Consider the following 24,221-nt stretch of genomic DNA (forward strand, 5'->3'; position numbering starts at 1 on the left):
AAGGTGCATTTACGCCTATGAAGCCTTCTATCGTCGCTAAACTGGAAGCTCTGCACGAGCGCCATGAAGAAGTCCAGGCGCTGCTCGGCGATGCCGGGACCATTGCCGACCAGGAACGTTTTCGCGCGCTGTCGCGTGAATACGCGCAGTTAAGTGATGTTTCAAAATGCTTTACCGACTGGCGACAGGTCCAGGAAGATATCGAAACCGCGCAGATGATGCTCGACGATCCTGAAATGCGCGAGATGGCCCAGGAAGAGTTGCAGGACGCTAAAGCACGGTCAGAAGAGATGGAGCAGCAGCTTCAGGTCCTTCTGCTGCCAAAAGATCCGGACGATGAGCGTAACGCTTTTGTGGAAGTCCGCGCCGGTACCGGCGGCGACGAAGCGGCGCTGTTCGCCGGAGATCTGTTCCGTATGTACAGCCGTTATGCGGAATCACGCCGCTGGCGCGTAGAGATCATGAGCGCCAACGAAGGCGAGCATGGCGGCTACAAAGAGGTTATCGCCAAAATCAGCGGCGACGGCGTTTATGGTCGGCTGAAGTTTGAATCCGGTGGTCACCGCGTGCAGCGTGTGCCTGCGACAGAATCTCAGGGACGCATTCACACTTCGGCCTGTACGGTGGCGGTCATGCCCGAGCTGCCGGAAGCGGAACTGCCGGATATCAACCCGGCGGATCTGCGCATCGACACCTTCCGCTCTTCAGGGGCGGGTGGTCAGCACGTTAACACCACCGACTCCGCTATCCGTATTACTCACCTGCCCACCGGGATTGTGGTTGAGTGTCAGGACGAGCGATCCCAGCACAAGAACAAAGCTAAGGCGTTATCCGTGCTGGGTGCCCGTATCCACGCGGCGGAAATGGCGAAACGCCAGCAGGCGGAAGCCTCTACCCGCCGTAACCTGCTGGGCAGCGGCGACCGTAGCGATCGTAACCGCACCTATAACTTCCCGCAGGGGCGCGTAACCGACCACCGCATCAACCTGACGCTCTACCGTCTGGATGAGGCAATGGAAGGCAAGCTCGATATGCTGATTGAGCCTATCGTGCAGGAATACCAGGCCGACCAGCTGGCGGCGCTGTCCGAGCAGGATTAATGGATTTTCAGCGCTGGTTACGTGAGGCGGCCCGTGAACTTTCAGAAAGTGAAAGCCCGAAGCGGGACGCCGAAATTCTGCTTGAGCATGTGACGGGTAAAGCCCGCACGTATCTGCTGGCTTTCGGCGAAACCGAACTGACAGCTGAACAGCTATCGCAGCTGGGGGCACTGCTCGCCCGCCGTAAAACCGGCGAGCCGGTGGCGCATCTGGTTGGCGAGCGCGAGTTCTGGTCACTTCCGCTGTACGTCTCAGCGGCCACGCTGATCCCGCGCCCGGACACAGAGTGTCTGGTGGAGCAGGCGCTGGCGCGGTTACCGGCGCAGTCGTGTCAGATCCTCGATCTCGGTACCGGCACCGGCGCGATTGCGCTGGCGCTTGCCAGCGAGCGGCCGGACTGTATCGTGACGGCGGTAGACGTGATGCCTGATGCGGTCGCCCTCGCGCGGCGCAACGTTGAACGGCTGAGGCTGAACAATGTTTCCGTTCTGCAAAGCAGCTGGTTTGCCGCGCTTGAAAGCCGCATGTTCGAAATGATTGTCAGCAATCCGCCTTACATCGACGAAGACGATCCGCATCTCGCGCAGGGCGACGTGCGTTTTGAACCGTTGACCGCGCTGGTCGCTGCGAATCAGGGACTTGCGGATCTCGATCACATTGTGACAACGTCACGGCAACATTTGCTTCCCGGTGGCTGGCTGCTGGTGGAACATGGGTGGACGCAGGGAGAGGCGGTGCGAGCACTGTTTACGCGTGCCAGATACGCCGCCGTGGAAACCTGCCGGGATTACGGCGGCAATGAACGTCTGACGCTGGGGCAGTGGTCATGAGCCTGTTTACGCTGCTAATCTCCGTTCACCTGGTTTCCGTTGCCCTGACCATCGGCTTTTTCATTGTCCGCTACTGGTGGCGCTACAGCAATAATCCGCTGATTAACGCCCGCTGGGTACGTATCGCCCCACACGGTATCGATACGGTGCTGTTCCTTTCCGGAGCCGGGTTAATGTGGAAGACCGGCTATCTGCCATTTACTGATAAAGGCCTATGGCTGACTGAAAAGCTGTTTGGCGTTATCATCTACATCGTTTTGGGTTTTATCGCGCTTGGGCGTCATCGTCCGCGCAGCCAGCAGACAGGGTTTATCGCCTTTCTGCTGGGTCTGGTGGTGCTGTACATCATCATTAAACTCGCCACCACAAGAATACCGTTACTGGGGTAAGTCATGAGGTCCTTAGCCGATTTCGAATTTAACAAAGTGCCGCTATGCGATGGTATGATCCTGATTTCAGAGATGATCCGCGACGATTTCACATCACAGTACGTTTACGCTGAACTGGAAAATCTGGTCAGCCTGGCGCGCGAAGAGATCAATCAGGCACGTCCGCAAGACTGGCAATTAGAGAAGCTGATTGAGCTTTTCTACGGCGAATGGGGTTTTTGCGACACGCGAGGCGTGTATCGCCTGTCTGACGCACTGTGGCTGGACCAGGTGCTGAAAAATCGACAGGGTAGCGCCGTCGCGTTGGGCGCCATTTTACTGTGGGTTGCGCACCGACTGGATATTCCACTGGTGCCGGTCATTTTCCCCACGCAGATGATTTTGCGGGCGGAGTGGCTGGACGGTGAGATGTGGTTAATCAATCCGTTTAACGGGGACACGCTGGATGAGCATACGCTGGACGTCTGGCTGAAAGGCAACATCAGCCCGATAGCGGAGCTGTTCAATGAAGATCTCGATGAAGCCGATAACGCCGAAGTGATCCGCAAGCTGTTGGATACGCTGAAGTCTGCGCTGATGGAAGAGCGTCAGATGGAGCTGGCCCTGCGCGCAAGCGAAGTGCTGTTGCAGTTCAATCCGGAAGATCCGTACGAAATCCGTGACCGCGGCCTGATTTATGCGCAGCTCGACTGCGAGCACGTGGCGCTGAATGATTTGAATTATTTCGTCGAGCAATGTCCGGAAGATCCGATCAGCGAAATGATTCGCGCGCAGATCAACGCGATCGCGCATAAACACATTACACTGCATTAATCTTAATTCCGATTCACACCTGAATAAGGCGATCCTATGAAACAAAAAGTGGTTAGCATTGGTGATATCAACGTGGCAAACGACCTGCCGTTCGTGCTGTTTGGCGGTATGAACGTTCTGGAATCCCGCGATCTCGCTATGCGCATCTGCGAACACTACGTGACCGTGACCCAAAAGCTGGGCATCCCGTACGTGTTTAAAGCCTCTTTTGACAAAGCCAACCGCTCCTCCATTCACTCCTACCGTGGCCCGGGCCTGGAAGAGGGGATGAAGATTTTCCAGGAGCTGAAACAGACGTTTGGCGTGAAAGTGATCACCGACGTGCACGAAGCGTCTCAGGCACAGCCCGTGGCTGATGTGGTAGACGTGATTCAGCTTCCGGCGTTCCTGGCGCGCCAGACTGACCTGGTAGAAGCGATGGCGAAAACCGGTGCCGTGATTAACGTGAAAAAACCTCAGTTCGTGAGCCCTGGCCAGATGGGTAACATCGTCGATAAATTTATCGAAGGTGGTAACGACCAGGTGATCCTGTGCGACCGTGGTTCAAACTTCGGTTATGACAACCTGGTTGTGGATATGCTGGGCTTCAGCGTAATGAAGAACGTCTCTAACCAGTCTCCGGTGATTTTCGACGTGACCCACTCCCTGCAATGTCGCGACCCGTTTGGCGCCGCGTCTGGCGGGCGTCGTGCGCAGGTGACCGAACTGGCGCGCGCCGGTATGGCAACCGGCCTGGCGGGTCTGTTCATTGAAGCGCACCCGGATCCGGTTAACGCGAAATGCGACGGTCCATCCGCGCTGCCGCTGGATAAGCTGGAGCCATTCCTGAAACAGATCAAAGCGATTGACGATCTGGTGAAGAGCTTCGACGAGCTGGATACCAGCAACTAATAAAAAAACCCGCTTCGGCGGGTTTTTCTTTGCCCGGCGGCGCTACGCTTGCGCGGGCCTACGGGTTTCGTAGGCCGGGTAAGCGCAGCGCCACCCGGCAAAAAAATTACGCAAATATCGTCATCAGATACGCAATAAACAGCGCCATATGCGCCGCGCCGTTCAGCACATTGGTGCGGCCGGTTGAGAAGGAAATCTGGCACAGTAGTAGCGACGCTACCATCACAATCATCTCTGGTGCACCCAGCGCAAACTGCAATTCATTCCCCGTCATAAAGGCAATAAGCGTTACCACCGGAACGGTAAGGGAGATGGTCGCCAGAACGGAGCCAAAGAACAGATTCATCGCACGCTGCACCTGATTATTGAGCACCGCTTTCAGCGCTCCCAGGCCTTCTGGCGACAGGATCAACAGGGCTACCAGGAAACCGGTAAAGGCGACCGGCGCGTTCAGTTCAGTTAACAGCGCCTCCAGCGGGTTCGCATTCATCTTGGTGACCGCAATTACCGCAATCAGATGCACGATCAGCCAAACCGTGTGCCACGCGCTGCTGTGGGCCGACGGCTTACCGTGATGCGGGTCATCATCGTCGCCGTCGTCTTCATGCTCGTAAACAAACAGGCTCTGGTGCGTTTTGGTCTGGATCAGCAGGAACACGCCGTACATTGCCGCGGAAATCAGCGCCACCAGCAGCGCCTGGCCGGTGGTGAAGTTTGCGCCCGGCAATGCCATCGGGAATACCAGCACGATAATCGCCAGCGGGAACAGGGCGATCAGATACTGTTTAATGCCAAAAAGGTTCATGTACTGGGTGGCAAATTTGCGGCCACCTAATAAAAGCGAAAAACCGACCAGGCCGCCGGTAACAATCATAATGATGGAGTAGAGCGTATCGCGCATTAACGTTGGTGCGGCGTCGCCGGTGGCCATTAATGCGGAAATTAGACTGACCTCAAGAATCACAACCGAAAGGCTTAAAATTAATGACCCATACGGCTCTCCAAGACGGTGGGCTAAAACATCCGCATGGCGTACCACGCTAAATGCACTGGTTAAAATACCCACCAGAGCCAGAATATTGATCCCCACAACCACTGGCAATGACTGACTGCTTCCCCAGAAGAGCAGCACAGCCAGTGCCAGAACCGGGAAAATGAGAGAGGTCTCCTTGTGGCGGGTCTTTACCGCCTCGTGTGTTGCTGTCATGTGTTTCTCCAACAGTGCAGGTGCTTGTAATTATAGATAGATTTTGAGGGTGTTAAATTAACAGAAAACGGTTAAATACCCTGTATTTTTTACTTAATTTTACCCTTTAATGGGATTTTTCTTCCTGAAGCTTATAATACCTTATTTACACAAAATAATAATTTAATAACAATGGTTTGTGCTATTAAATAGTTCATTTCTTGCTGTCGGCTGGCACCCTGGCGTATCGTCGTCCACACTTATCTTTTAGCCAAAAGAGAGGTTAGCGATGCCATACAAATCGAAAAGCGAATTACCGGATAACGTGCAAAACGTACTGCCTGCCCACGCTCAGGATATCTACAAAGAAGCCTTTAACAGCGCCTGGGATCAGTACAAAGATAAAGAAGATCGCCGGGACGATGCCAGCCGTGAAGAGACGGCGCATAAAGTGGCCTGGGCCGCCGTAAAAAATGACTATGAGAAAGGGGATGATGACAAATGGCACAAAAAGAAATAGCTGCCGAATAATACGCTGCCTCCATTTTGACATTTCAGGCGGTTGAACTGCCGCTGTATTGCATCTGGCCCGCGAATTGCTTATCGTTGCTCAACTGCTGTTAAAATGAACAGCACAGAATGCCGGGAAGGCGCATTAAAGATGTCGCAAGGAAGCATGCAGTGGCGGAGGTGGAATGTGTTAACGCGTGATTTCTTGATGAAGGCAGATTGTAAGACGGCATTTGGTGCTATTGAGGAATCGCTTCTGTGGTCGGCTGAACAACGTGCGGCGTCGCTTGCGGCAACGCTGGCCTGCCGCCCGGATGATGGCCCGGTCTGGATTTTTGGTTACGGCTCTCTGATGTGGAACCCGGCGCTCGAGTTTGTTGAATCGGCAACCGGAACGCTGCCTGGCTGGCACCGCGCCTTCTGTTTGCGCCTGACCGCCGGACGCGGCAGCGCGTGTCAGCCTGGACGTATGCTTGCACTAAAAGAGGGCGGGCGCACCACGGGTGTGGCATACCGGCTGCCGGATACCACGCTGGAAGATGAGCTGACGCTGCTGTGGAAGCGCGAGATGATCACCGGCTGCTATATGCCCAGCTGGTGCAAGCTGGAACTGGACGACGGCCGCACCGTCAACGCGCTGGTGTTCATTATGGATCCGCGGCACCCGCTGTATGAAGCCGACACCCGAACCCAGGTGATTGCCCCGCTGATTGCCGCCGCCAGTGGACCGCTGGGCACTAATGCCCAGTACCTTTTCTCGCTCGATCAGGAGCTGACGCGTCTCGGTATGCAGGACGACTGTCTGAGTGAGCTGGTGGTGAAGGTTAAAGCGCTGCTGGAAGGGAACCCGCTCAGCAATACGCTCCGCCCGGGTTTTGCCTGATAATACGCCCGGCTGGCCGGGCGTTTATGGTTATGCTGCCACGTAACTTACGGAATGTTCGAGCGACTGGCTGTGGCTGTCGATCAGCACATCCCAGGTGCCGGTGTAAGGCACCGTCAGCCAGGCCTTATCATCCTGGACGGTAAGGATATCTGCCTGCGATTGCTTTTGCCCTTTTGTACTCATCAGATGGATGCGGCAACGTTCTGAGCAACGCACCACTACCGTATCCCCGCCAAACAGTTTCAGACTCGTTTTAACTCGTGCCATTTTTTATACCCCGTCGTTTTTGCCCATCCCGAGCGTGATGTTGTTCACAATTTACTCATTGCATAACACCAAAGGGGAAGGTGGGTGATGCTGATTTCGATCAAAAAATGGCGCAACGATTAAACAAAAATGACAAAATTTCTGAAACCTTTCAGCCGACGCGCGTTTTCCCTGCTTAACGCGCGTCCGGGAAAAATTATATGCGGAAATGGCCAGCGGTCTCAGCAAGGTCGCCCGCCTGGCTTTGCAGCGCGCTGGCCGCAGCAGCAGACTGTACAACGAGTTCAGCGTTCTGCTGCACCATGCGATCCAGGTGAGTCACCGCGTGGTTAATTTCATGGATGCCTTTCATCTGCTCGCGGGTGGCAATAGATATTTCACGCATAATGCCAGACACGCTCCCGACGCTGGCGCGGATCTCATCCATGCTGTCGCCCGCAAGGTGCACAAATCGGGAGCCGGTTGCAACGCTTTCGGTAGTGGAGTCAATAAGGGATTTAATCTCTTTCGCCGCCTGAGCGCTGCGGCTGGCCAGATTACGCACTTCCCCCGCAACGACCGCGAACCCACGGCCCTGCTCACCGGCACGAGCCGCTTCGACGGAGGCGTTAAGCGCCAGAATGTTGGTCTGGAAGGCGATGCCGTCAATCACGCTGGTGATATCGCCAATCTTTGCAGAAGCCACTTCGATGGACTGCATGGTGCTGATTGCCTGCGAGACAACTTCGCCGCCGCGCGCTGCGGCCGCAGAGGCCTTACTGGCCTGGTCGTTGGCTTCTTCGGCCGATTCATTCGACTGGGTAACGGAGGCGGTTATCTCTTCCACGGCGCTGGCGGTCTCACGCAGGCTGGACGCGGCCTGCTCGGTTCGTCCGGAGAGATCCTGATTGCCTGCCGCAATCTCCTGCGCGGCGTTTTTCACTGAGGCGCTGGCGTCGCGAAGCTGGACCATCACCACCGAGAGTTTATTGCTGAAGGCGTTAAACGCCTGCGCAATTTGCGCCACTTCGTCATCGCCGCTATCCGGCAGACGCTGGGATAGATCGTTGGTGCCGTTGGCAATGCTGTGCATCGCGTCGCGAATGTCGGACAGGCGCTTAAGCAGGCGGGCTATCAGGAGGTGGACAATGGCGCCGCTCAGAAGCGCCAGAATCACCAGCGAGATTGCCGACGCTTTCAGCAAGGAACGCATGCCGGAGGTAGCGTCGCTGCTGTCGAGGGCGACGACCAGCAGCCAGTTCGTGCCCGGCACGGCTGAGGCTATAAAGGTTTTTTCCTCATCATTCAGCGTCCCGTCGACCGGATTACCGCTCTTCAGCGCCGCAAGGTCGATGCCTTTGATCGTCCCGGTAAACGGCTTCAGCGTCAGGGTCGGCTCGTTGGCGGCAATAACCGTGCCGTCGCTGTTCAGGAGCAACCCGCTGCTGGCAGGCGTTGGGTGGATCCCGCGCACGTTCGCCACCACGCTATCCATGGCGACATCGCCCGCTACCACTGCTTTCAGAGTACCATTCTCCTTCACCGGTACGGCAAACGTCACCACCAGCTTCCCGGTCCCGGCATCAACGTAGGGCGCCGTCACAACCGGGCCGTCCGTGCTCACCACCTGCTGATACCAGGGACGAATGGTTGGGTCATAATCCGCCGGGACCCCCGCAGGATCGGAGAATTTCGCCGTCTTGCTGGCGTAGCCTGCGTAGACGTTGGTGAAGCCGCCCGCCTGGGCTAATTGCTTAAACACCGGAACCGGATCGTCAGCCAGCGCGATACTCTGCGCGGAGGCAATCACCGTCATTTTGCTTTTGACCCAGTCGGCAATCGCCATATTGTGACTGGCGCTGGTGCTGGTCAGTATATCGCGCTGCGACTGCTGATTATCCTGGCGCGTGACCTGAAAGTTGATAATAGTATTAAGAAGAAGGGCGACGACCATACAGCCTGTCGTCGCCGCAATAATGCGGGCGCGAATGGATCTGAACATAAGTGTAATACCTGCTGTGTTGTTTCCATGCCTATCGGCAATGGCGCAGGTAAACTTGATGCTGAAACCGCGTCCATAAGAAAATAATATTTTTAGCGATTTATTATTAAAAAGTTAATACTTTATCAGCGGTAAGAGTCCATTCAGCCAGTTCAACCAGCGTGCCAATTTCCACGCCATCAATCAGGGTCAGCCCGGTAATGCCGCGACCGTCGGTACAGGTTTTGCACAGCTTGACCGGAACGTTTTGCGCGGTCAGGATCTCCAGCATGTGTTGTATGTTGTAGCCCTCAGCGGGTTTCTGCCCCTTCAGCGCGGCCGTGACGGCATCGGACATCAAAAAGAGGCGCAGCTCCAGCTCACTCTCCTTATCGCGCAGCGCGATTGCCAGGCGCAGACTGTTAAAAAGGGATTCACTGCCGTAGGCCGCACCGTTGGCGACGATCACAATCTTCTGCATGTTGACTCCTGTTCTTTGAAAAGGCACGAATATTGCTTCTCATACCGAAGAATATGTATCGGAGAGAGAAACGATGACGATAGTGGCTGGCAGTTCGCCTGGCGCGACCGAATGGTTCCAGCGTGCAAGAATGCTGCGGGAGGAACAGCTCGGCAGATTAGCGCAGCTGGGCGCACTGGTGAACGGCATCAGTCGACTGGTGCATATGCTACAGTGCGAACGCGGTGCGTCAAATGTCTGGCTCTGCTCGCAGGGTAAATTGTACGGGCCTGAATGCAAGGCCAGCAGGGCTTTGGTGGATGAAAACCTTGCTGCATTGCACCTCCTGTTTAGCGAACCGCTGCCGGGCAGCGCCCTCTGCGAACGTATCGCCAGCGCACTGCACGGCCTTGAAACGCTGACGGTGCTGCGTGATGGCGTTACAGGTCAACGCGTCACCGCGCCGCAGGCGATGGAACACTACAGCCGCATACTGCGTCATCTGCTCAATATCGTACCTCAACTCAGCGACAGCATTGACGATCCGCACATCGCGGGCCGATTTGTGGCCCTTTACAGCCTGATGCAGGGCAAAGAACTTGTGGGACAAGAGCGGGCGTTAGGGGCTATTGGTTTCACCCAGGGATTCTTTGACGATGAAACTCGCCAGCGGCTGGTGGATCGCATTGATGGCCAGCAGGCCTGCTTTGAGGTTTTTATCTCCCATTGCACTCCAGACGTGCAGGAGACGTTTACCCTCAACTGTCAGCCGGGTCTGGAGACTGAAAAACTCAGGCGTGAAGCGTGCACCCGCCAGCCTCCGGCAGATAATGGCGATACCGCCCTCAAATGGTTTGCCCTGCAAACCGCGCGTCTTGAGCATCTGCGCACGCTGGAGGAGGTAGCCATTGCCGATCTGATGACGGCAGTTGAGGAGCGTCGCTATAGCGAAAACCTGCACGTAGACGATGAGTACGGCGATATCCTGGCGCGATTTCCGGATAGACCACTGCTGCCGCTGGTGCGCCAGCAGGCGCGCGAAATTGAGCAACTCTCCCGTCAACTTGCTTCCCTGCGCGACACGCTGGAGGAGCGCAAGACCATCGACAAGGCCAAAAGCGTGCTAATGACGCATCAGAACATGAGCGAGGAGCAGGCGTGGACAGCCCTGCGCAAAATGGCGATGGATAAAAACCAACGCATGGTGGATATCGCCCGTGCGCTCCTTACGGTGAAAAATCTGTGGAAGATACCCCCTGGGGAGTAGTTGCACAGTCAGTGGGCATTTAATGCCTGATTGAGGTGCGTAAAACAGTGCTCTCCTTGCAGAAACCCCGTAACGCCGGGGTTAAAAAGCTGGCATCACCTTTGCATTAACAGATTAACTATTTTTGACGATGCGCCAACGGCGGTGCATACGTCTTCGGGATAAAGGCGTCCAGCGGTGCTTCAGCACCGTCGGGCGCTTTTTTTTGCCTTTTTTAAGGAGCAATTATGGCGGATTTGTCGAGACGGCGGTTATTGCAGGCCAGCATGCTGGCGAGTGGTGCGATGCTGTTGCCGGGTGTCATGCAGGCCGCATGGGCGGCGGGGTCAGATAAGCCGGAGCAGGATACTGTGCGTATCGGGTTTATCCCCTTGACCGATTGCGCGCCAGTGGTTATCGCGGCCCTGAAAGGGTTCGATAAAAAACACGGCATTACCATTGTACCTACCAAGGAGGCGAGCTGGGCGGCGGTGCGCGACAAGCTGGTGGCGGGGGAGCTGGACGCCGCACACATTCTTTACGGCCTGCTGTACGGACTGGAGCTGGGTATCGCGGGCAAGCCGCAGCAGATGGCGAACCTGATGACTCTCAACCAGAACGGTCAGGCCATTACGCTCTCCAGCGATCTGGCGGAGAAGGGCGTTCGTGATCTCGACGGGCTGAAAAAGCTGATTACACAGCAGGCACCGGGAACCTACACCTTCGCGCATACCTTCCCGACGGGGACACACGCTATGTGGCTCTACTACTGGCTGGCCAGTGCGGGCATTAACCCGTTTGACGACGTGCGCACTGTGGTGGTCCCGCCGCCACAGATGGTGATGAACATGCGCATCGGCAACATGGTCGGGTTCTGCGTCGGCGAGCCGTGGAACGCGCGGGCGATTAACGACCGCATCGGGTTTACCGCCGCCACGTCACAGTCCATCTGGGCCGATCACCCGGAAAAGATCCTCGGCACCCGACGCGACTGGGTGGTGAAAAATCCGCACACCGCACGGGCGCTGGTGAGCGCCGTGATGGAAGCCGCGCGCTGGATCGAGGCGTCAGCGGAAAACAAACGTGAAACCGCGCAGATCCTCTCGCGCCGCGCATGGCTCAACTGCAAGGAACAGTACCTCACCGGACGCATGCTCGGCGAATACGACAACGGGCTCGGTCAGCGCTGGCAGGATGCGCACCCGATCCGTTTCTTCAATGAGGGTGCCGTGAGCTACCCGTATCTCTCCGACGGCATGTGGTTCTTAACCCAGTTCCGTCGCTGGGGCTTGCTCAACGCCGCGCCGGATTATGCGGGCATCGCACAGCGCATTAACCAGACCGCGGTCTGGCAGGATGCCGCGACCGCCGTGGGCGGCATGTCCACACCGTCATCACCGTATCGCAGCAGTACCCTGATGGACGGCACCGTCTGGAACGGCACCGATCCGGAAGGGTACGCCAACCGCTTCGCCATTCACCGTAAAGGGGCCTGAGTATGCAGCATCTGCAAAATACGCAACCACAAGAGAAGTCAGAGAGCGGGGAAGTGATTGTCCTGCCTCCGCTACAGGTTCGCCGTCGTGCGCCAGCGTTTACGCGTCGGATGAATGAGTTTTTACAGCGCGTCATCCCGGCGCTGCTCGGTCTCGGTCTGCTGGTGGTGCTCTGGCAGCTGGCGGCGATAAACAGTAAAGGTTTCCCGACGCCGCTCAGCACGCTCGATTCGGCCATGACCCTGTTTGCCGATCCGTTTTATCGCGACGGGCCAAACGATATGGGCATTGGCTGGAACGTGCTGGCGTCGTTGCAGCGCGTCGCCATCGGCTTCGGTCTGGCGGCGCTGGCGGGCATTCCGCTGGGCTTTTTGATTGGGCGCTTCACCTTTTTCTCCCGCATGTTCAACCCGCTGATCGCGCTCCTGCGTCCGGTCAGCCCGCTGGCCTGGCTGCCTATCGGCCTGCTGCTGTTCCAGAAAGCGGAGCCCGCGTCGAGTTGGACCATTTTTATCTGCTCCATCTGGCCGATGGTCATTAACACCGCCGAAGGGGTGCGCCGTATTCCGCAGGACTACCTCAACGTGGCCCGGGTGCTGCAACTCTCAGAGTGGACCATCATGCGCCGCATTCTTTTCCCCGCCGTGCTGCCTGCGGTGTTGACCGGGGTACGTCTCTCCATTGGCATTGCCTGGCTGGTGATTGTCGCCGCCGAGATGCTCACCGGAGGTTTAGGCATTGGCTTCTGGATCTGGAATGAGTGGAACAACCTTAACGTCGAAAACATTCTCATCGCCATCGTCATCATTGGCGTGGTCGGGTTGCTGCTGGAGCAGGGGCTGATGCTGATCGCCCGTCGCTTTAGCTGGCAGGAAAAATAAGGAGTGAAGATGAAACCTTTAATTCAGGTCCAGGCCGTGAGCCAGCGTTTTTCCACCGCCAGCGGCGAGTTTCTGGCACTGCAAAACGTCTCTTTTGATATCCACGAGGGCGAAACCGTCAGTCTGATTGGTCACTCCGGCTGCGGCAAGTCGACGCTGTTAAACCTGATCGCCGGGATCACGCTGCCGACGGAAGGCGGGCTGATTTGCGACAACCGCGAAATCGCCGGGCCGGGGCCTGAGCGTGCGGTAGTGTTTCAGAATCATTCGCTGCTGCCGTGGTTAACCTGCTTCGACAACGTGGCGCTGGCGGTGGATCAGGTCTTCCGTCGCACCATGAGTAAGGCCGAGCGCAAAGAGTGGATTGAGCACAATCTCGACCGGGTGCAGATGGGCCACGCGCTGCATAAGCGCCCCGGGGAGATCTCCGGCGGTATGAAGCAGCGCGTCGGTATTGCCCGGGCGCTGGCAATGAAGCCGAAAGTGCTGCTGATGGATGAGCCGTTTGGCGCGCTCGATGCGCTGACGCGTGCCCATCTTCAGGACTCGGTGATGCAGATCCAGCAGGCGCTGAACACCACCATCGTGCTCATCACTCACGACGTGGACGAGGCGGTACTGCTCTCTGACCGCGTATTGATGATGACCAACGGCCCGGCGGCCACCGTGGGTGAGATCCTGCGCGTCGATCTGCCGCGCCCGCGCAACCGGGTGCAGCTGGCGGACGATAGCCGCTATCACCACATGCGCCAGCAGATCCTCCATTTCCTCTACGAAAAACAGCCGAAAGCGGCGTAATGAGGGGGCACGATGCGACTGGTCATTATCGGTAATGGTATGGCGGCAACCCGGCTGATTGCATCGCTCACCGGGCGTGTGCCCGGTCGTTTCGCTATCACCGTCATCGGTGACGAGCCGGAGCAGGCGTACAACCGCATCCAGCTTTCGCCGGTGCTGAGTGGTGAAAAGCAGGCGGAGCACATCTGTCTGCACGATGAAGACTGGTACACGGCACGAGGCGTGACGGTGCTGCGAGGAGAAACGGTGCTATCAGTAGACGTTAACGCGCGTAAAGTGCGTACCTCTGCTCGCACGCTGGGCTGGGATGCGCTGGTGTTTGCCACCGGGTCTACCCCTGTAGTGCCGCCGATCCCCGGCGGCGATGCGCCGCATGTGTTCACCTTTCGCACCCTGGCAGAGACCCGCGCCATCCAGAACCTCTCCGGTCCGGCGGTAGTGCTGGGCGGTGGCGTACTTGGCGTGGAAGCAGCGGCAGCGCTGGCGCGCAACGGTGACAACGTCACGCTTATCCATCGTGGTCCCTGGCTGATGGAACAGCAGCTGGATCAGCAGGCGGGACTGCTGCTTGAAGAGGCGCTGGCGGCGCGGGGCGTTAGCTGTGAACTCGCCTCTGGCATCGCGGCGATTAACGGCAAGAGCGTGACGCTACTCAACGGATGCCGCGTCACCGCCGCGCGCGTGGTGCTGGCCACGGGTGTACAGCCCAACGTTGCGCTGGCAAAAACCAGCGGCATTCGCTGCGCGCGCGGTATCGTGGTGGATCACCAGATGCAAACCTCCGTGCCGGCTATCTACGCCATCGGCGAGTGCTGCGAAATTGACGGCCAGACATTTGGCCTGGTCGCCCCCTGTCTGGCGCAGGCGGATATTCTCGCCGCGCGGCTGGCCGGGGAGGTCACCGCGCCGTTTACCCGGACCGACAACGGCGTGCGTCTTAAGGTGACCGGCGTGGAGCTGTTCAGCCTCGGACGCGCGACGGCGCAGGCGGACGATGTGGTATGGAGTTCATGGGATCCGCTGACCCGTCACTATCGACGTTTACTGATCCATCAGGGGACGCTGGCTGGCGTGCTGCTGCTGGGTGACTGCCGCAGCGCGGCAACCTTTACCGATTTACTGGCAACGGCTGCGCCCGCCCACGCGGACTGGCTGTTCGATCGTTTCACAACGCAACCGCAGGTTGCAGGACAGAACGCTATGACAAAACCTACTCTGGTGGTGGTTGGGCACGGTATGGTCGGCCATCATTTCCTCGAAGACTGCGTTAACCGCAATTTGCATCAGCAGTATCAGATTATTGTTTTTGGCGAAGAGCGCTATGCGGCCTATGACCGCGTGCATCTGTCGGAATATTTTGGCGGACGCAGCGCGGACTCGCTCTCGCTGGTGGCGGGGGAGTTCTTTGCCGATAACGGTATAGAGCTGCGCCTCTCGCAGCAGATTGTCGCTATCGATCGTGATGCACACGTTGTGCGTACCGCCAGCGGCCATGAAACCCACTGGGATAAGCTGGTGCTGGCGACCGGCTCGTACCCGTTCGTACCGCCCGTTCCGGGCAGCGATCTGCCGGGTTGTTTTGTCTACCGCACCCTCGACGATCTGGACAACATTGCGGCCCATGCGGCAGGCTCTCGCCGCGGCGTGGTAATTGGCGGCGGCCTGCTGGGGCTGGAGGCGGCGAATGCGCTTAAGCAGCTAGGGCTGGAAACCCACGTGGTGGAGTTTGCGCCGAACCTGATGGCGGTGCAGCTCGACAGCGACGGTGCGGCAATGCTGCGCAGGAAAATTGAGGCGCTGGGCGTAGGGGTACACACCAGTAAATCGACGACGGAGATTGCCACCGCAGACGACGGGCTGGTACTGCGCTTTGCCGATGGTGAACAGCTGGAAACGGACATGGTCGTCTTCTCTGCCGGTATTCGTCCGCAGGACGCGCTGGCACGCAGCAGCGGGCTGGCTATTGGCGAGCGCGGCGGGATCTGTATTGACGACGGCTGCCGGACCTCCGATCCGGACGTGCTTGCCATCGGGGAATGCGCGCTGTGGGAGGGGAAAATCTTTGGCCTGGTGGCCCCGGGCTACCAGATGGCGCGCGTGGCTGCCGCTGTGCTGGCGGGTGAGGAGAAGCGCTTCACCGGCGCGGATATGAGTACCAAACTCAAGTTGCTGGGGGTGGATGTGGCGTCGTTTGGTGATGCCCACGGGCGCACGCCGGGGGCGCTGAGCTACCAGTGGACGCACGGGCCGCAGCAAATCTACAAAAAAATTGTGGTCAGTCACGACAGCAAAACCCTGCTGGGTGGCGTGCTGGTGGGCGATGCCAGCGAATACGCCACGCTGGTGCAGATGATGCTTAACGGCATTAGTCTGCCAAAAGAGCCGGAAACGCTGATCTTACCCGCGTCGTCAGGCTGCGCGCCGAAAGCGCTGGGCGTGGCGGCGCTGCCGGAAAGCGCGCAGATCTGTTCGTGTCATAACGTCAGCAAAGGGGATATCTGCCTGGCGGTAAGTGCGGGCGCAACGGATATCGGCGCCATTAAGCAGTGCACCAAAGCGGCGACCGGCTGCGGAGGTTGTAGCGCGCTGGTGAAGCAGGTGATGGAGTTCCAGCTTGCGGAGCAGGGCGTGGAGGTGAAAAAAGATATCTGTGAGCACTTCCCGTACTCGCGTCAGGAGATATACCACCTGGTGCGCGTCAACCATATCCGGACCTTCGACCAGCTTATCAGCCGTTACGGACAAGGGCACGGCTGTGAGATCTGTAAACCGCTGGTGGGATCAGTGCTGGCCTCCTGCTGGAACGAATACCTGCTGAAACCGGCGCATCTGCCGCTGCAGGACACCAACGACCGCTACTTTGCCAATATTCAGAAGGACGGAACGTATTCCATCGTGCCGCGCATGCCCGCCGGGGAAGTGACGGCCGACGGGCTGATCGCCATCGGCCAGATTGCGAAACGCTATAGCCTTTACAGCAAAATCACCGGCGGACAGCGTATTGACCTGTTTGGCGCCACGCTCGAACAGTTGCCGGAAATCTGGCAGGCGCTGGTGGAGGCCGGATTTGAGACCGGACATGCGTACGGGAAATCCCTGCGCACGGTGAAATCCTGCGTCGGGTCGACCTGGTGTCGCTATGGCGTGCAGGACTCCACCGGCCTTGCGGTCAAACTGGAGCATCGCTACAAGGGGTTACGTGCGCCGCACAAAATCAAAATGGCGGTCTCCGGCTGTACCCGTGAGTGCGCAGAGGCGCAGAGCAAAGACGTGGGGGTGATTGCCACGGACAAGGGCTGGAACCTTTATCTGTGCGGCAACGGCGGGATGAAGCCGCGCCACGCGGATCTCTTTGCCAGCGATCTGGACGACGAAACGCTGATCCGCACCGTTGACCGTTTCCTGATGTTCTACATTCGCACGGCAGATCGTCTGCAACGCACCAGTACCTGGATGGATAACCTGGAAGGCGGCCTCGACTATCTGCGCGAGGTGATCCTCAACGACAGCCTTGGGATCGCCCACGAGCTGGAGCAGGAGATGGCCCGGGTGGTGGAGACCTATCAGTGCGAATGGCAAACCACCCTCAACGATCCTGATCGCCTGGCGCTGTTCCGCACCGCGGTGAATGTCCCTGCCGCGGCGGAGAGCAAGCGCTGGCAGGAAATTTGCGGCATCAATGATATCCCCGAGCAGGCGGGCATCGGCGCGCGGCTTGGCCGAAAACCGATTGCGCTGTTCCGCTTTGGAACGTCCGTTTATGCCCTGGACGACCTGGAGCCGGGCAGCAGCGCGAACGTGCTTTCGCGCGGTATCCTTGGCGATGCAGCGGGCGAGCCGGTGGTGATTTCCCCGCTTTACAAGCAGCGCATACGTCTGCGCGATGGATGTCAGGTGGAGAACGGCGAACCCGTGGTGCGCGCCTGGCCGGTAAAAATTGAAAACGGCAAGGTTTGGGTTGGAAGCCAAGAGCTGTTGATGCGTGCGGAGGCCTCATGACGGAAACCCGTACAACGTGCCCTTACTGCGGGGTGGGCTGCGGCGTGGTCGCCAGTGTGGAAGATGGCGCGGTAAGCGTTCGTGGGGATGAAACTCATCCGGCGAACTTTGGTCGCCTGTGCGTAAAAGGATCTGCCCTCGGGGAAACGACGGGGTTGCAGGGACGTCTGCTGCGCCCGGTTGTTGACGGCATGGAGGTGGCATGGCCGCAGGCGCTGGGTGAAGCGGGCGAGCGGCTACGGAAGATCATCACCGAATGGGGGCCGCAGGCGGTGGCGTTTTATGCCTCCGGCCAGCTGTTGACCGAGGATTACTATGCGGCCAACAAGCTGATGAAAGGCTTTATCGGGGCGGCGAACATTGATACCAACTCGCGGCTGTGCATGTCGTCGGCGGTGGTGGGCTACAAACGCGCCTTCGGTGAAGACATTGTGCCGTGCAGCTACGAGGACGTGGAAAACAGCGATCTGGTGGTACTCGTTGGCTCAAACGCGGCCTGGACGCATCCGGTGCTGTATCAGCGGCTGGTGCAGGCAAAACGCAGCAACCCGCAGATGAAAGTGGTCGTGATCGATCCGCGCAAAACCGCCACCTGCGATGTCGCTGACCTGCATCTGGCGCTTAAGCCCGGCAGCGACGCCGGGCTGTTTGTGGGATTGCTCAATCTGATTCAGGGGAGCGGCGAGTGGCCGATTCCTCACGTGGCCGCGTTTTGCGATCTGCCTTCAGACGAGATTGGCACCTTCTACGACTGGTTTGTCACTGCGCCACGCGCGATCACGCTCTACACCATGGGGATCAACCAGTCCTCCAGCGGCAGCGACAAGTGTAACGCCATCATTAACGTGCATCTTGCCAGCGGGAAGTTCAACCGTTCGGGCTGCGGCCCGTTTTCGCTGACCGGACAGCCAAACGCCATGGGCGGGCGGGAAGTGGGTGGGCTGGCGAACCAGCTGGCGGCGCACATGAACTTCGAGCCGGACGATCTTTCGCGCGTGGCGCGTTTCTGGGGAACCGAGCGGCTGGCACAAACGCCGGGGCTGATGGCGGTAGAGCTGTTTGACGCGATTGCCCGCGGCGAGGTGAAGGCGGTGTGGATCATGGGCACCAATCCTGCCGTGTCACTTCCCGACAGCCACGCGGTGTGCCAGGCCATGGCAGTCTGCCCGCTGGTCATAGTATCTGAGGTGATGCAGGAGACGGACACCAGCCGGTTTGCTCATATCCGTTTTCCCGCCCTGGGCTGGGGCGAAAAAGACGGAACGGTGACCAATTCCGAGCGGCGTATTTCGCGCCAGCGCGCGTTTCTGCCTGCGCCGGGCGAGGCCAGACCGGACTGGTGGATCATCGCCCGGATCGCAGAGCAGCTCGGTTATGGCGATGCCTTCGCCTGGGAACACCCTCATGAGATATTTTGTGAACATGCGGCGCTGACGGCGTTTGAAAATAACGGCGAACGGGCGCTAAACCTGCGCGAACTGGCGTCGCTGTCGCGAGAGGCGTGGGACGAGCTGGCGCCTTATCAGTGGCATGCCGGTGATTTCCCGCAAAGAAATCTTGTACCGGTTGATCCTTCCTCGCATGGGGCAGGCGTCGACGAATTGTACCCCTTGATACTGAATACCGGGCGGATCCGCGATCAGTGGCACACCATGACGCGCACGGGGTATGTTCCGCGCCTGATGCAGCATATCGATGAGCCTTTTATTGAGATGAACGCAACCGAAGCGGCGCGCGCGGGGCTGACTGACGGCCAGCTGGCGCGGATAAGTTCCCCGCGCGGGGTCATGGTTGCCAGAGTACGTATCTCTACCGCACAGCGTGCGGGCGAGCTGTTTGCGCCGATGCACTGGAACGCGCAGTTTGCCCGGCAGGGGAAGGTCAACGCGCTGGTGGAAGGGCGGGTTGATGCCTGGTCCGGCCAGCCGGAGAGTAAACAAACCGCGGTGAGGATCCTGCCCTGGCTACCCGCCTGGCAGGGGGAGCTGTATGCCCGCGAGTTGCCAGCGCTGCCGCCGTCGGTATGCTGGTGGCGTAAAGCCTCACGTCTGACGGTGGCGGGGGAGCAGCCGTTGCTGTCGTGGGTCATGGCGTACGCCAGCGGTCGGGGCTGGCAGTTACAGGTGGCACAGACGGGAGAACGCAGCAGCGTGCTCGCCTGGCATCACGGCGAGCTGATGCTGGGCTACTGGGAAGGCCAGACGCTGCCGGCGCTGGCGCATGCGTTTATTGAAGAAGCCTTTGCTGCTGCGCCCGTACAACTCGCTGAACGCCACGCGCTGCTGCACGGACAACGGCCGGGCGAAGATGCCGATCCCGGGCGAATTATCTGTAGCTGCTTTAGCGTGGGTGAAAATACGATACGTAAGGCGATAGCCGGAGGCTGTAATTCTGCCGCAGCGCTGGGCGTGAAGCTGCGTTGCGGTACGAACTGCGGCTCCTGCCTGCCGGAGCTGAAAGGGCTGTTGGGATAATAGTGTAAAGGCGTCAGGTGGCGGCTTCGCACCGGCACGAATTTGTAGGTCGGGTAAGGCGAAGCCGCCTCCCGACAATTCTGTTCAGGATATTCCTGAAATTTCTGTTAAGACTGGTTTTCAGGGCTTATGGCGTTAACATAATAAGTGTTTGTTCATAAACACAGGTTCTGATTGACGACGTTGAAGGCTGTATCGTCCCGCATCCGTTTTTTGCTGTTACTCCCCCTTTTTACGGCTGGAGCCGTTCACGGTGCGCCGAAATCCTTCGTGCAGCAGGCGCAAAATCCGTTTGATAACAACGGCGATAGTCTGCCGGATCTCGGTATGGCGCAACCGACTACCGAAGGCGAAAAGCACCTGGCTGAAATGGCAAAGGCCTTCGGTGAAGCCAGTATGATCGATAACGGCCTGACGGCCGGGCAGCAGGCGCGACAGTTCGCGTTTGGCAAGGTGCGGGATGCCGTCAGCGGGGAAGTCAACGAGCAGATCGAATCCTGGCTTTCCCCCTGGGGTAACGCCAATGTCAATGTACTGGTGGATGACGACGGTAACTTTAACGGCAGCAGCGGAAGCTGGTTTATCCCCTGGAGCGACAACACCCGCTATCTGAGCTGGAGCCAGCTTGGCCTGACGCAGCAGACAGACGGGCTGGTGAGCAACGTCGGGATCGGGCAGCGCTGGGTTGCCGGAAACTGGCTGCTGGGCTACAACACCTTTTACGACAACCTGCTGGAAGACAACCTGCAACGTGCCGGACTGGGCGCAGAGGCGTGGGGCGAAAACCTTCGCCTGTCGGCCAATTACTACCAGCCGTTCGCTGGCTGGCAGCCGCGTTCCGACATCCGGGAGCAGCGCATGGCGCGCGGGTACGACGTAACGGCCAAAGCCTGGCTTCCCTGGTTTCATCACCTGAACACCAGCGTCAGCTTTGAACAGTATTTTGGCGATAACGTCGATCTGTTTAACAGCGGTACGGGGTATCACAACCCGGTTGCGGTCAACCTGGGGCTGAACTATACCCCCGTTCCGCTGGTCACCCTGACGGCTGCCCATAAGCAGGGGGAGAGCGGCGTTAGCCAGAATAACCTCGGGCTGAAGCTCAACTATCGCTTTGGCGTGCCACTGGCGAAACAGCTTTCCGCCGGGGAAGTGGCGGCGACGCGCTCGCTGCGGGGCAGCCGCTATGATTCACCTGAGCGTGATAATCTGCCCGTGATGGAATTCCGTCAGCGTAAAACCCTCTCGGTCTATCTGGCCACGCCGCCGTGGGATCTTAAGCCAGGCGAAACTGTGATGCTGAAGCTGCAAATTCGCAGCACGCACGGTATCCGTCAGATCCACTGGCTGGGTGATACCCAGGCGCTCAGCCTGACCTCACCGGCAAACAGCAACAGCAGCGATGGCTGGAGCATAATCATGCCCGCCTGGAACGACGCGGAAGGGGCGAAAAACGAATGGCGGCTTACGGCCGTGGTGGAAGATAAGGATGGGCAGCGTGTCTCCTCCAATGAGATCACGCTTTCCGTGGTGCAACCGCTCGTCGCAATGCCTGCCGACGATCCACGGTGGAAGTTGCTGCCGGATGAGTAAGTTAAAAAATGCGCTCCTGATGCACCCAGACGGCGGCTTCGACGCGGGATTTTAACTTCATTTTCTTCAGCATGTGTTTGACATGCACTTTGACCGTGCTCTCGGTGATGTCCAGACGGCGGGCGATCATTTTGTTCGGCAGACCCTGAGCAATCAGCTTCAGAATGTCGCGCTCGCGCGGGGTCAACTGGCTGACGTCACGGTCAGACGTGGCGCGGTTCGCACGCAGGCTGGCGGCCAGTACCGGCGTTAACGCTTCACTCAGCACCATCTCGCCTGCGGCAGCCTGTTGCAGCGCCTTGAGCAGATCTTCCGGCTCCATATCTTTCAGCAGATAGCCGTCTGCCCCCCGCTTGAGGGCGGTGACCACGTCTTCTTCATGGTTTGAGACGCTGAAGACCACCACCCGGCCAGAGAGGGATTTCTCCCGCAGCTTGTCGAGGGTTTCCAGGCCATTCATGCCCGGCATGTTGAGATCGAGCAAGATCAAATCAGGATCGAGCGATTCGGCAAGTTCAATACCCTGTTCGCCGTTGCTGGCTTCCCCGACGACGGTGATATCGGGCGCCATGCTGACAAGCTGTTTAACGCCAGTGCGCAGCATCGGATGATCGTCAATCAACAGGATAGATGCCGGTTCCTGATTAGTCATGGTTTTCTCCTTGAGCAGTTATGAGGGGCTTTTCGGGTATAAAGGTGACCACGACTTCGGTGCCACCTGACTCTCCCCGGCGAACCTGGCAATCACCGCGCAGGCTTTGCGCGCGGTCTCGCATGATGATTAAACCATAATGGTTCGTTCGTTCGGCATTTTCCGGCACGCCGCGGCCGTTATCCTGAACCCTGAGCTTCACCTGATTATCCTGGCAGCTGACGGTGACCGTGACGGCCGTCGCCTCGGCATGCTTAAGCACGTTGCTCAGGGCTTCACGGGCAATTTGCAGCAGATGGATCGCCTGGTGAGAGGGGACAAAACGCGGTGGCAACTGGTAATCCAGCTTCACCGGGAAGCCCAGCCGGGCACTAAATTCCTGACAGCTGGACTCCAGCGCAGGGCGTAGCCCCGGCTCGGTGAGCTGTAAACGGAAGGTGGTCAGCAGCTCGCGAAGCTGAATCCACGAGGTGTTAAGCTCGTTGCGGATCTGGCTGAGCAGCTGTTTGCTGCTCTCGGGCATGCCTTCGTCCTGCATTTGCAGGCAACTCACCTGCATCTTCATGCAGGAGAGGGACTGGGCGATGGAGTCGTGCAGCTCGCGAGCGATGGTGGCGCGCTCCTCCATCACGATCAGCTGCTGCTGTTTTTCCTGGTGACGGTCGAGCGCCAGCGTGGCCGTGAGCTGCTCTACAAGAGTATCGACCAGCTGCTGCTGGTCGTGGCTCAGGTGACGTCCGGCGGGCAGGGTGGCCAGCAAAATACCGTACTGGGTATGGCTGTCCATCAGCCGCCACTTGAGGGTCGTGCCGCTGGTGGTAAGCGGCGGCAAGCCGCGCGGGCACAGATGACACCCTTTATCGTCGCAGGAGATGTCCGACTGACAGGTAAATTCCTGATGGTTTTCCTCATCTTCAACGTCATAAACCCGTAGCTCAAGATCGTGGAGCAGAGTCAGGTTTTGCAGGCCGTTCAGTACCGGCGAGAGACGCTCGCAAAGCGGTACCTGCATATGCAGGCGACGGTTCGCCTGCCAGAGGAAAGAGAGGATCTCGTTTTTCTGCTCAAGCCCGGCGGTTTTCTCCTGGACGCGTTTTTCCAGTACCGCGTAGCTTTCAGATAGTTCCGCCGACATGGTGTTGAGCGCCTCGCCGAGCATCGCCATTTCGTTGCGCCCGCTGATGTGCGTGCGTTGGGTAAAATCGCGCTGTGTGACGGCGCGGGCCATCGCCAGGAGTTGCTTCCAGGGGTTAAGCAACCGCGCACGCAGCCAGATAACCGTGAAAATCAGCAGCAAACCCATAAACAGCGCCATTGCGCGGTGAACCATCACCACGCGGTCAATGCGTAACTCTGTGGTGCGATCGAACGAGGAGACGAGATGATCGATGCGTGACACAAACCCGGCGACATCCTGGGCGACCGTTTCCCGGTCTTCCGCCCGCTTTAACCCGGGCTCCAGCTGGGTATGCCAGTAGCCCTGAAGCGCCTTAAGCTGAGATTGCTGGCCGTCACGAATGGCGGCTCTTTCCAGTTCATGGCTGAATGCGGTACGCTCCATTTCGTCGATAAGCGGTTGGTCAGCCTGCGTCAGCGGCACCGACGCCAGCAGCCGGTAACTCTGCATACGTAGCGAGCCTGCCTCGTTGATGGCATGCGCATTACCCTGCACACCCTGTACCAGCCAGCCAGAAATAGCCATGCCGGTCACACCGATAGCGGTGGACAGCAGAACAATAAGCGCCAGCTGGTTAACCAGCGTCAGCGGAGATAAACATCTTTTTAACATA

The 24,221-nt window shown here is 58.4% G+C and carries 20 protein-coding genes; 14 read left to right on the forward strand and 6 right to left on the reverse strand.

The window, feature by feature from the left end:
- Positions 1-17: 17 nt before the first annotated feature.
- Genes prfA through kdsA form a run of 5 tightly spaced genes read left to right on the forward strand, consistent with a single transcriptional unit; the run spans position 18 to position 4,023 of the window.
- On the forward strand, positions 18-1,100 hold the full coding sequence (gene prfA, locus ACOTX2_RS06400; RefSeq protein WP_003856667.1) for a peptide chain release factor 1: 1,083 nt from the start codon (positions 18-20) through the stop codon (positions 1,098-1,100).
- Positions 1,100-1,930 (forward strand): peptide chain release factor N(5)-glutamine methyltransferase, encoded by an 831-nt coding sequence (gene prmC / locus ACOTX2_RS06405; RefSeq protein ID WP_063147203.1) that lies wholly within the window; start codon positions 1,100-1,102, stop codon positions 1,928-1,930. The genes prfA and prmC overlap by 1 nt, the downstream gene beginning before the upstream one ends.
- Positions 1,927-2,319, forward strand: a complete 393-nt coding sequence (gene sirB2, locus ACOTX2_RS06410; protein ID WP_022648377.1) for an invasion regulator SirB2 — start codon at positions 1,927-1,929, stop codon at positions 2,317-2,319. Before prmC ends, sirB2 begins: the two co-directional genes overlap by 4 nt.
- A gap of 3 nt (positions 2,320-2,322) precedes the next feature.
- Positions 2,323-3,132, forward strand: a complete 810-nt coding sequence (gene sirB1, locus ACOTX2_RS06415) for an invasion regulator SirB1 (RefSeq protein WP_022648376.1) — start codon at positions 2,323-2,325, stop codon at positions 3,130-3,132.
- 36 nt (positions 3,133-3,168) lie between these two features.
- Complete coding sequence (kdsA, locus tag ACOTX2_RS06420) at positions 3,169-4,023, forward strand: 3-deoxy-8-phosphooctulonate synthase (protein WP_022648375.1); 855 nt, start codon at positions 3,169-3,171, stop codon at positions 4,021-4,023.
- A 106-nt stretch (positions 4,024-4,129) separates the two neighbouring features.
- On the opposite strand, the gene chaA is transcribed toward kdsA, so the two are convergent.
- Entirely contained in the window at positions 4,130-5,230 is a 1,101-nt protein-coding gene (gene chaA / locus ACOTX2_RS06425; RefSeq protein ID WP_003856672.1) for a sodium-potassium/proton antiporter ChaA, read from the reverse strand.
- Between the two features lie 268 nt (positions 5,231-5,498).
- Between chaA and chaB the strand changes: the two genes are divergently transcribed.
- Together chaB and ACOTX2_RS06435 are read left to right on the forward strand one after the other, a co-directional pair.
- A complete protein-coding gene (gene chaB, locus ACOTX2_RS06430; RefSeq protein ID WP_003856674.1) occupies positions 5,499-5,729 on the forward strand; it encodes a putative cation transport regulator ChaB in 231 nt (76 codons plus the stop codon).
- A 177-nt stretch (positions 5,730-5,906) separates the two neighbouring features.
- Positions 5,907-6,602, forward strand: coding sequence for a gamma-glutamylcyclotransferase (locus tag ACOTX2_RS06435; RefSeq protein ID WP_017384255.1), 696 nt, complete (start codon positions 5,907-5,909; stop codon positions 6,600-6,602).
- 30 nt (positions 6,603-6,632) lie between these two features.
- On the opposite strand, the gene ACOTX2_RS06440 is transcribed toward ACOTX2_RS06435, so the two are convergent.
- From ACOTX2_RS06440 to ACOTX2_RS06450, 3 genes are all read right to left on the reverse strand, one after another.
- Positions 6,633-6,872: a hypothetical protein gene (locus ACOTX2_RS06440; protein WP_015570352.1), complete on the reverse strand. Its 240-nt coding sequence runs from the start codon at positions 6,870-6,872 to the stop codon at positions 6,633-6,635.
- 196 nt (positions 6,873-7,068) lie between these two features.
- A complete protein-coding gene (locus ACOTX2_RS06445; RefSeq protein ID WP_023306429.1) occupies positions 7,069-8,853 on the reverse strand; it encodes a methyl-accepting chemotaxis protein in 1,785 nt (594 codons plus the stop codon).
- A 106-nt stretch (positions 8,854-8,959) separates the two neighbouring features.
- Positions 8,960-9,313: a DsrE/DsrF/TusD sulfur relay family protein gene (locus ACOTX2_RS06450; RefSeq protein ID WP_063147205.1), complete on the reverse strand. Its 354-nt coding sequence runs from the start codon at positions 9,311-9,313 to the stop codon at positions 8,960-8,962.
- Between the two features lie 73 nt (positions 9,314-9,386).
- Here ACOTX2_RS06450 and nasR point away from each other — a divergent pair, with 73 nt between their 5' ends.
- The 7 genes from nasR to ACOTX2_RS06485 all read left to right on the forward strand — a co-directional run bounded on the left by nasR (position 9,387) and on the right by ACOTX2_RS06485 (position 21,779).
- Positions 9,387-10,559 carry a nitrate regulatory protein NasR gene (gene nasR, locus ACOTX2_RS06455; RefSeq protein ID WP_058646421.1) on the forward strand — a complete coding sequence of 391 codons (1,173 nt, stop codon included), beginning with the start codon at positions 9,387-9,389 and terminating at the stop codon, positions 10,557-10,559.
- Between the two features lie 227 nt (positions 10,560-10,786).
- Positions 10,787-12,034, forward strand: a complete 1,248-nt coding sequence (locus ACOTX2_RS06460) for a CmpA/NrtA family ABC transporter substrate-binding protein (RefSeq protein WP_022648370.1) — start codon at positions 10,787-10,789, stop codon at positions 12,032-12,034.
- Between the two features lie 2 nt (positions 12,035-12,036).
- Positions 12,037-12,915 carry a nitrate ABC transporter permease gene (gene ntrB / locus ACOTX2_RS06465; protein WP_022648369.1) on the forward strand — a complete coding sequence of 293 codons (879 nt, stop codon included), beginning with the start codon at positions 12,037-12,039 and terminating at the stop codon, positions 12,913-12,915.
- A 9-nt stretch (positions 12,916-12,924) separates the two neighbouring features.
- A complete protein-coding gene (locus ACOTX2_RS06470) occupies positions 12,925-13,713 on the forward strand; it encodes an ABC transporter ATP-binding protein (RefSeq protein ID WP_042715167.1) in 789 nt (262 codons plus the stop codon).
- 12 nt (positions 13,714-13,725) lie between these two features.
- Positions 13,726-17,712, forward strand: a complete 3,987-nt coding sequence (gene nirB, locus ACOTX2_RS06475) for a nitrite reductase large subunit NirB (RefSeq protein WP_074136293.1) — start codon at positions 13,726-13,728, stop codon at positions 17,710-17,712.
- Positions 17,709-20,186, forward strand: coding sequence for a nitrate reductase (locus ACOTX2_RS06480; protein WP_063147207.1), 2,478 nt, complete (start codon positions 17,709-17,711; stop codon positions 20,184-20,186). The genes nirB and ACOTX2_RS06480 overlap by 4 nt, the downstream gene beginning before the upstream one ends.
- A 174-nt stretch (positions 20,187-20,360) precedes the next feature.
- Positions 20,361-21,779 (forward strand): YchO/YchP family invasin, encoded by a 1,419-nt coding sequence (locus ACOTX2_RS06485; RefSeq protein ID WP_022648365.1) that lies wholly within the window; start codon positions 20,361-20,363, stop codon positions 21,777-21,779.
- 1 nt (position 21,780) lies between these two features.
- Here the strand turns inward: ACOTX2_RS06485 and narL are convergent, their stop codons facing one another.
- Together narL and narX are read right to left on the reverse strand one after the other, a co-directional pair.
- Positions 21,781-22,431: a two-component system response regulator NarL gene (gene narL, locus ACOTX2_RS06490; RefSeq protein WP_003856701.1), complete on the reverse strand. Its 651-nt coding sequence runs from the start codon at positions 22,429-22,431 to the stop codon at positions 21,781-21,783.
- The gene (gene narX / locus ACOTX2_RS06495) at positions 22,424-24,220 is read right to left on the reverse strand and encodes a nitrate/nitrite two-component system sensor histidine kinase NarX (RefSeq protein WP_063147209.1); all 1,797 of its coding nucleotides are present in this window, start codon (positions 24,218-24,220) and stop codon (positions 22,424-22,426) included. The genes narL and narX overlap by 8 nt, the downstream gene beginning before the upstream one ends.
- Position 24,221 lies beyond the last annotated feature (1 nt).

This window comes from Enterobacter cloacae complex sp. IR5412 (assembly GCF_049237385.1).
GTDB lineage: Bacteria > Pseudomonadota > Gammaproteobacteria > Enterobacterales > Enterobacteriaceae > Enterobacter > Enterobacter intestinihominis.

Excerpts from the sequence above, each read along its gene's own strand:
- nasR (WP_058646421.1), top strand. The coding sequence starts at position 9,387 with ATGACGATAGTGGCTGGCAGTTCGCCTGGCGCGACCGAATGGTTCCAG.
- narX (WP_063147209.1), bottom strand. The coding sequence starts at position 24,220 with ATGTTAAAAAGATGTTTATCTCCGCTGACGCTGGTTAACCAGCTGGCG.
- chaB (WP_003856674.1), top strand. The coding sequence starts at position 5,499 with ATGCCATACAAATCGAAAAGCGAATTACCGGATAACGTGCAAAACGTA.
- ACOTX2_RS06480 (WP_063147207.1), top strand. The coding sequence starts at position 17,709 with ATGACGGAAACCCGTACAACGTGCCCTTACTGCGGGGTGGGCTGCGGC.
- nirB (WP_074136293.1), top strand. The coding sequence starts at position 13,726 with ATGCGACTGGTCATTATCGGTAATGGTATGGCGGCAACCCGGCTGATT.
- ACOTX2_RS06445 (WP_023306429.1), bottom strand. The coding sequence starts at position 8,853 with ATGTTCAGATCCATTCGCGCCCGCATTATTGCGGCGACGACAGGCTGT.
- ACOTX2_RS06450 (WP_063147205.1), bottom strand. The coding sequence starts at position 9,313 with ATGCAGAAGATTGTGATCGTCGCCAACGGTGCGGCCTACGGCAGTGAA.
- prfA (WP_003856667.1), top strand. The coding sequence starts at position 18 with ATGAAGCCTTCTATCGTCGCTAAACTGGAAGCTCTGCACGAGCGCCAT.
- kdsA (WP_022648375.1), top strand. The coding sequence starts at position 3,169 with ATGAAACAAAAAGTGGTTAGCATTGGTGATATCAACGTGGCAAACGAC.
- narL (WP_003856701.1), bottom strand. The coding sequence starts at position 22,431 with ATGACTAATCAGGAACCGGCATCTATCCTGTTGATTGACGATCATCCG.
- ACOTX2_RS06470 (WP_042715167.1), top strand. The coding sequence starts at position 12,925 with ATGAAACCTTTAATTCAGGTCCAGGCCGTGAGCCAGCGTTTTTCCACC.
- ACOTX2_RS06460 (WP_022648370.1), top strand. The coding sequence starts at position 10,787 with ATGGCGGATTTGTCGAGACGGCGGTTATTGCAGGCCAGCATGCTGGCG.
- sirB2 (WP_022648377.1), top strand. The coding sequence starts at position 1,927 with ATGAGCCTGTTTACGCTGCTAATCTCCGTTCACCTGGTTTCCGTTGCC.
- sirB1 (WP_022648376.1), top strand. The coding sequence starts at position 2,323 with ATGAGGTCCTTAGCCGATTTCGAATTTAACAAAGTGCCGCTATGCGAT.
- prmC (WP_063147203.1), top strand. The coding sequence starts at position 1,100 with ATGGATTTTCAGCGCTGGTTACGTGAGGCGGCCCGTGAACTTTCAGAA.
- ACOTX2_RS06440 (WP_015570352.1), bottom strand. The coding sequence starts at position 6,872 with ATGGCACGAGTTAAAACGAGTCTGAAACTGTTTGGCGGGGATACGGTA.
- ntrB (WP_022648369.1), top strand. The coding sequence starts at position 12,037 with ATGCAGCATCTGCAAAATACGCAACCACAAGAGAAGTCAGAGAGCGGG.
- chaA (WP_003856672.1), bottom strand. The coding sequence starts at position 5,230 with ATGACAGCAACACACGAGGCGGTAAAGACCCGCCACAAGGAGACCTCT.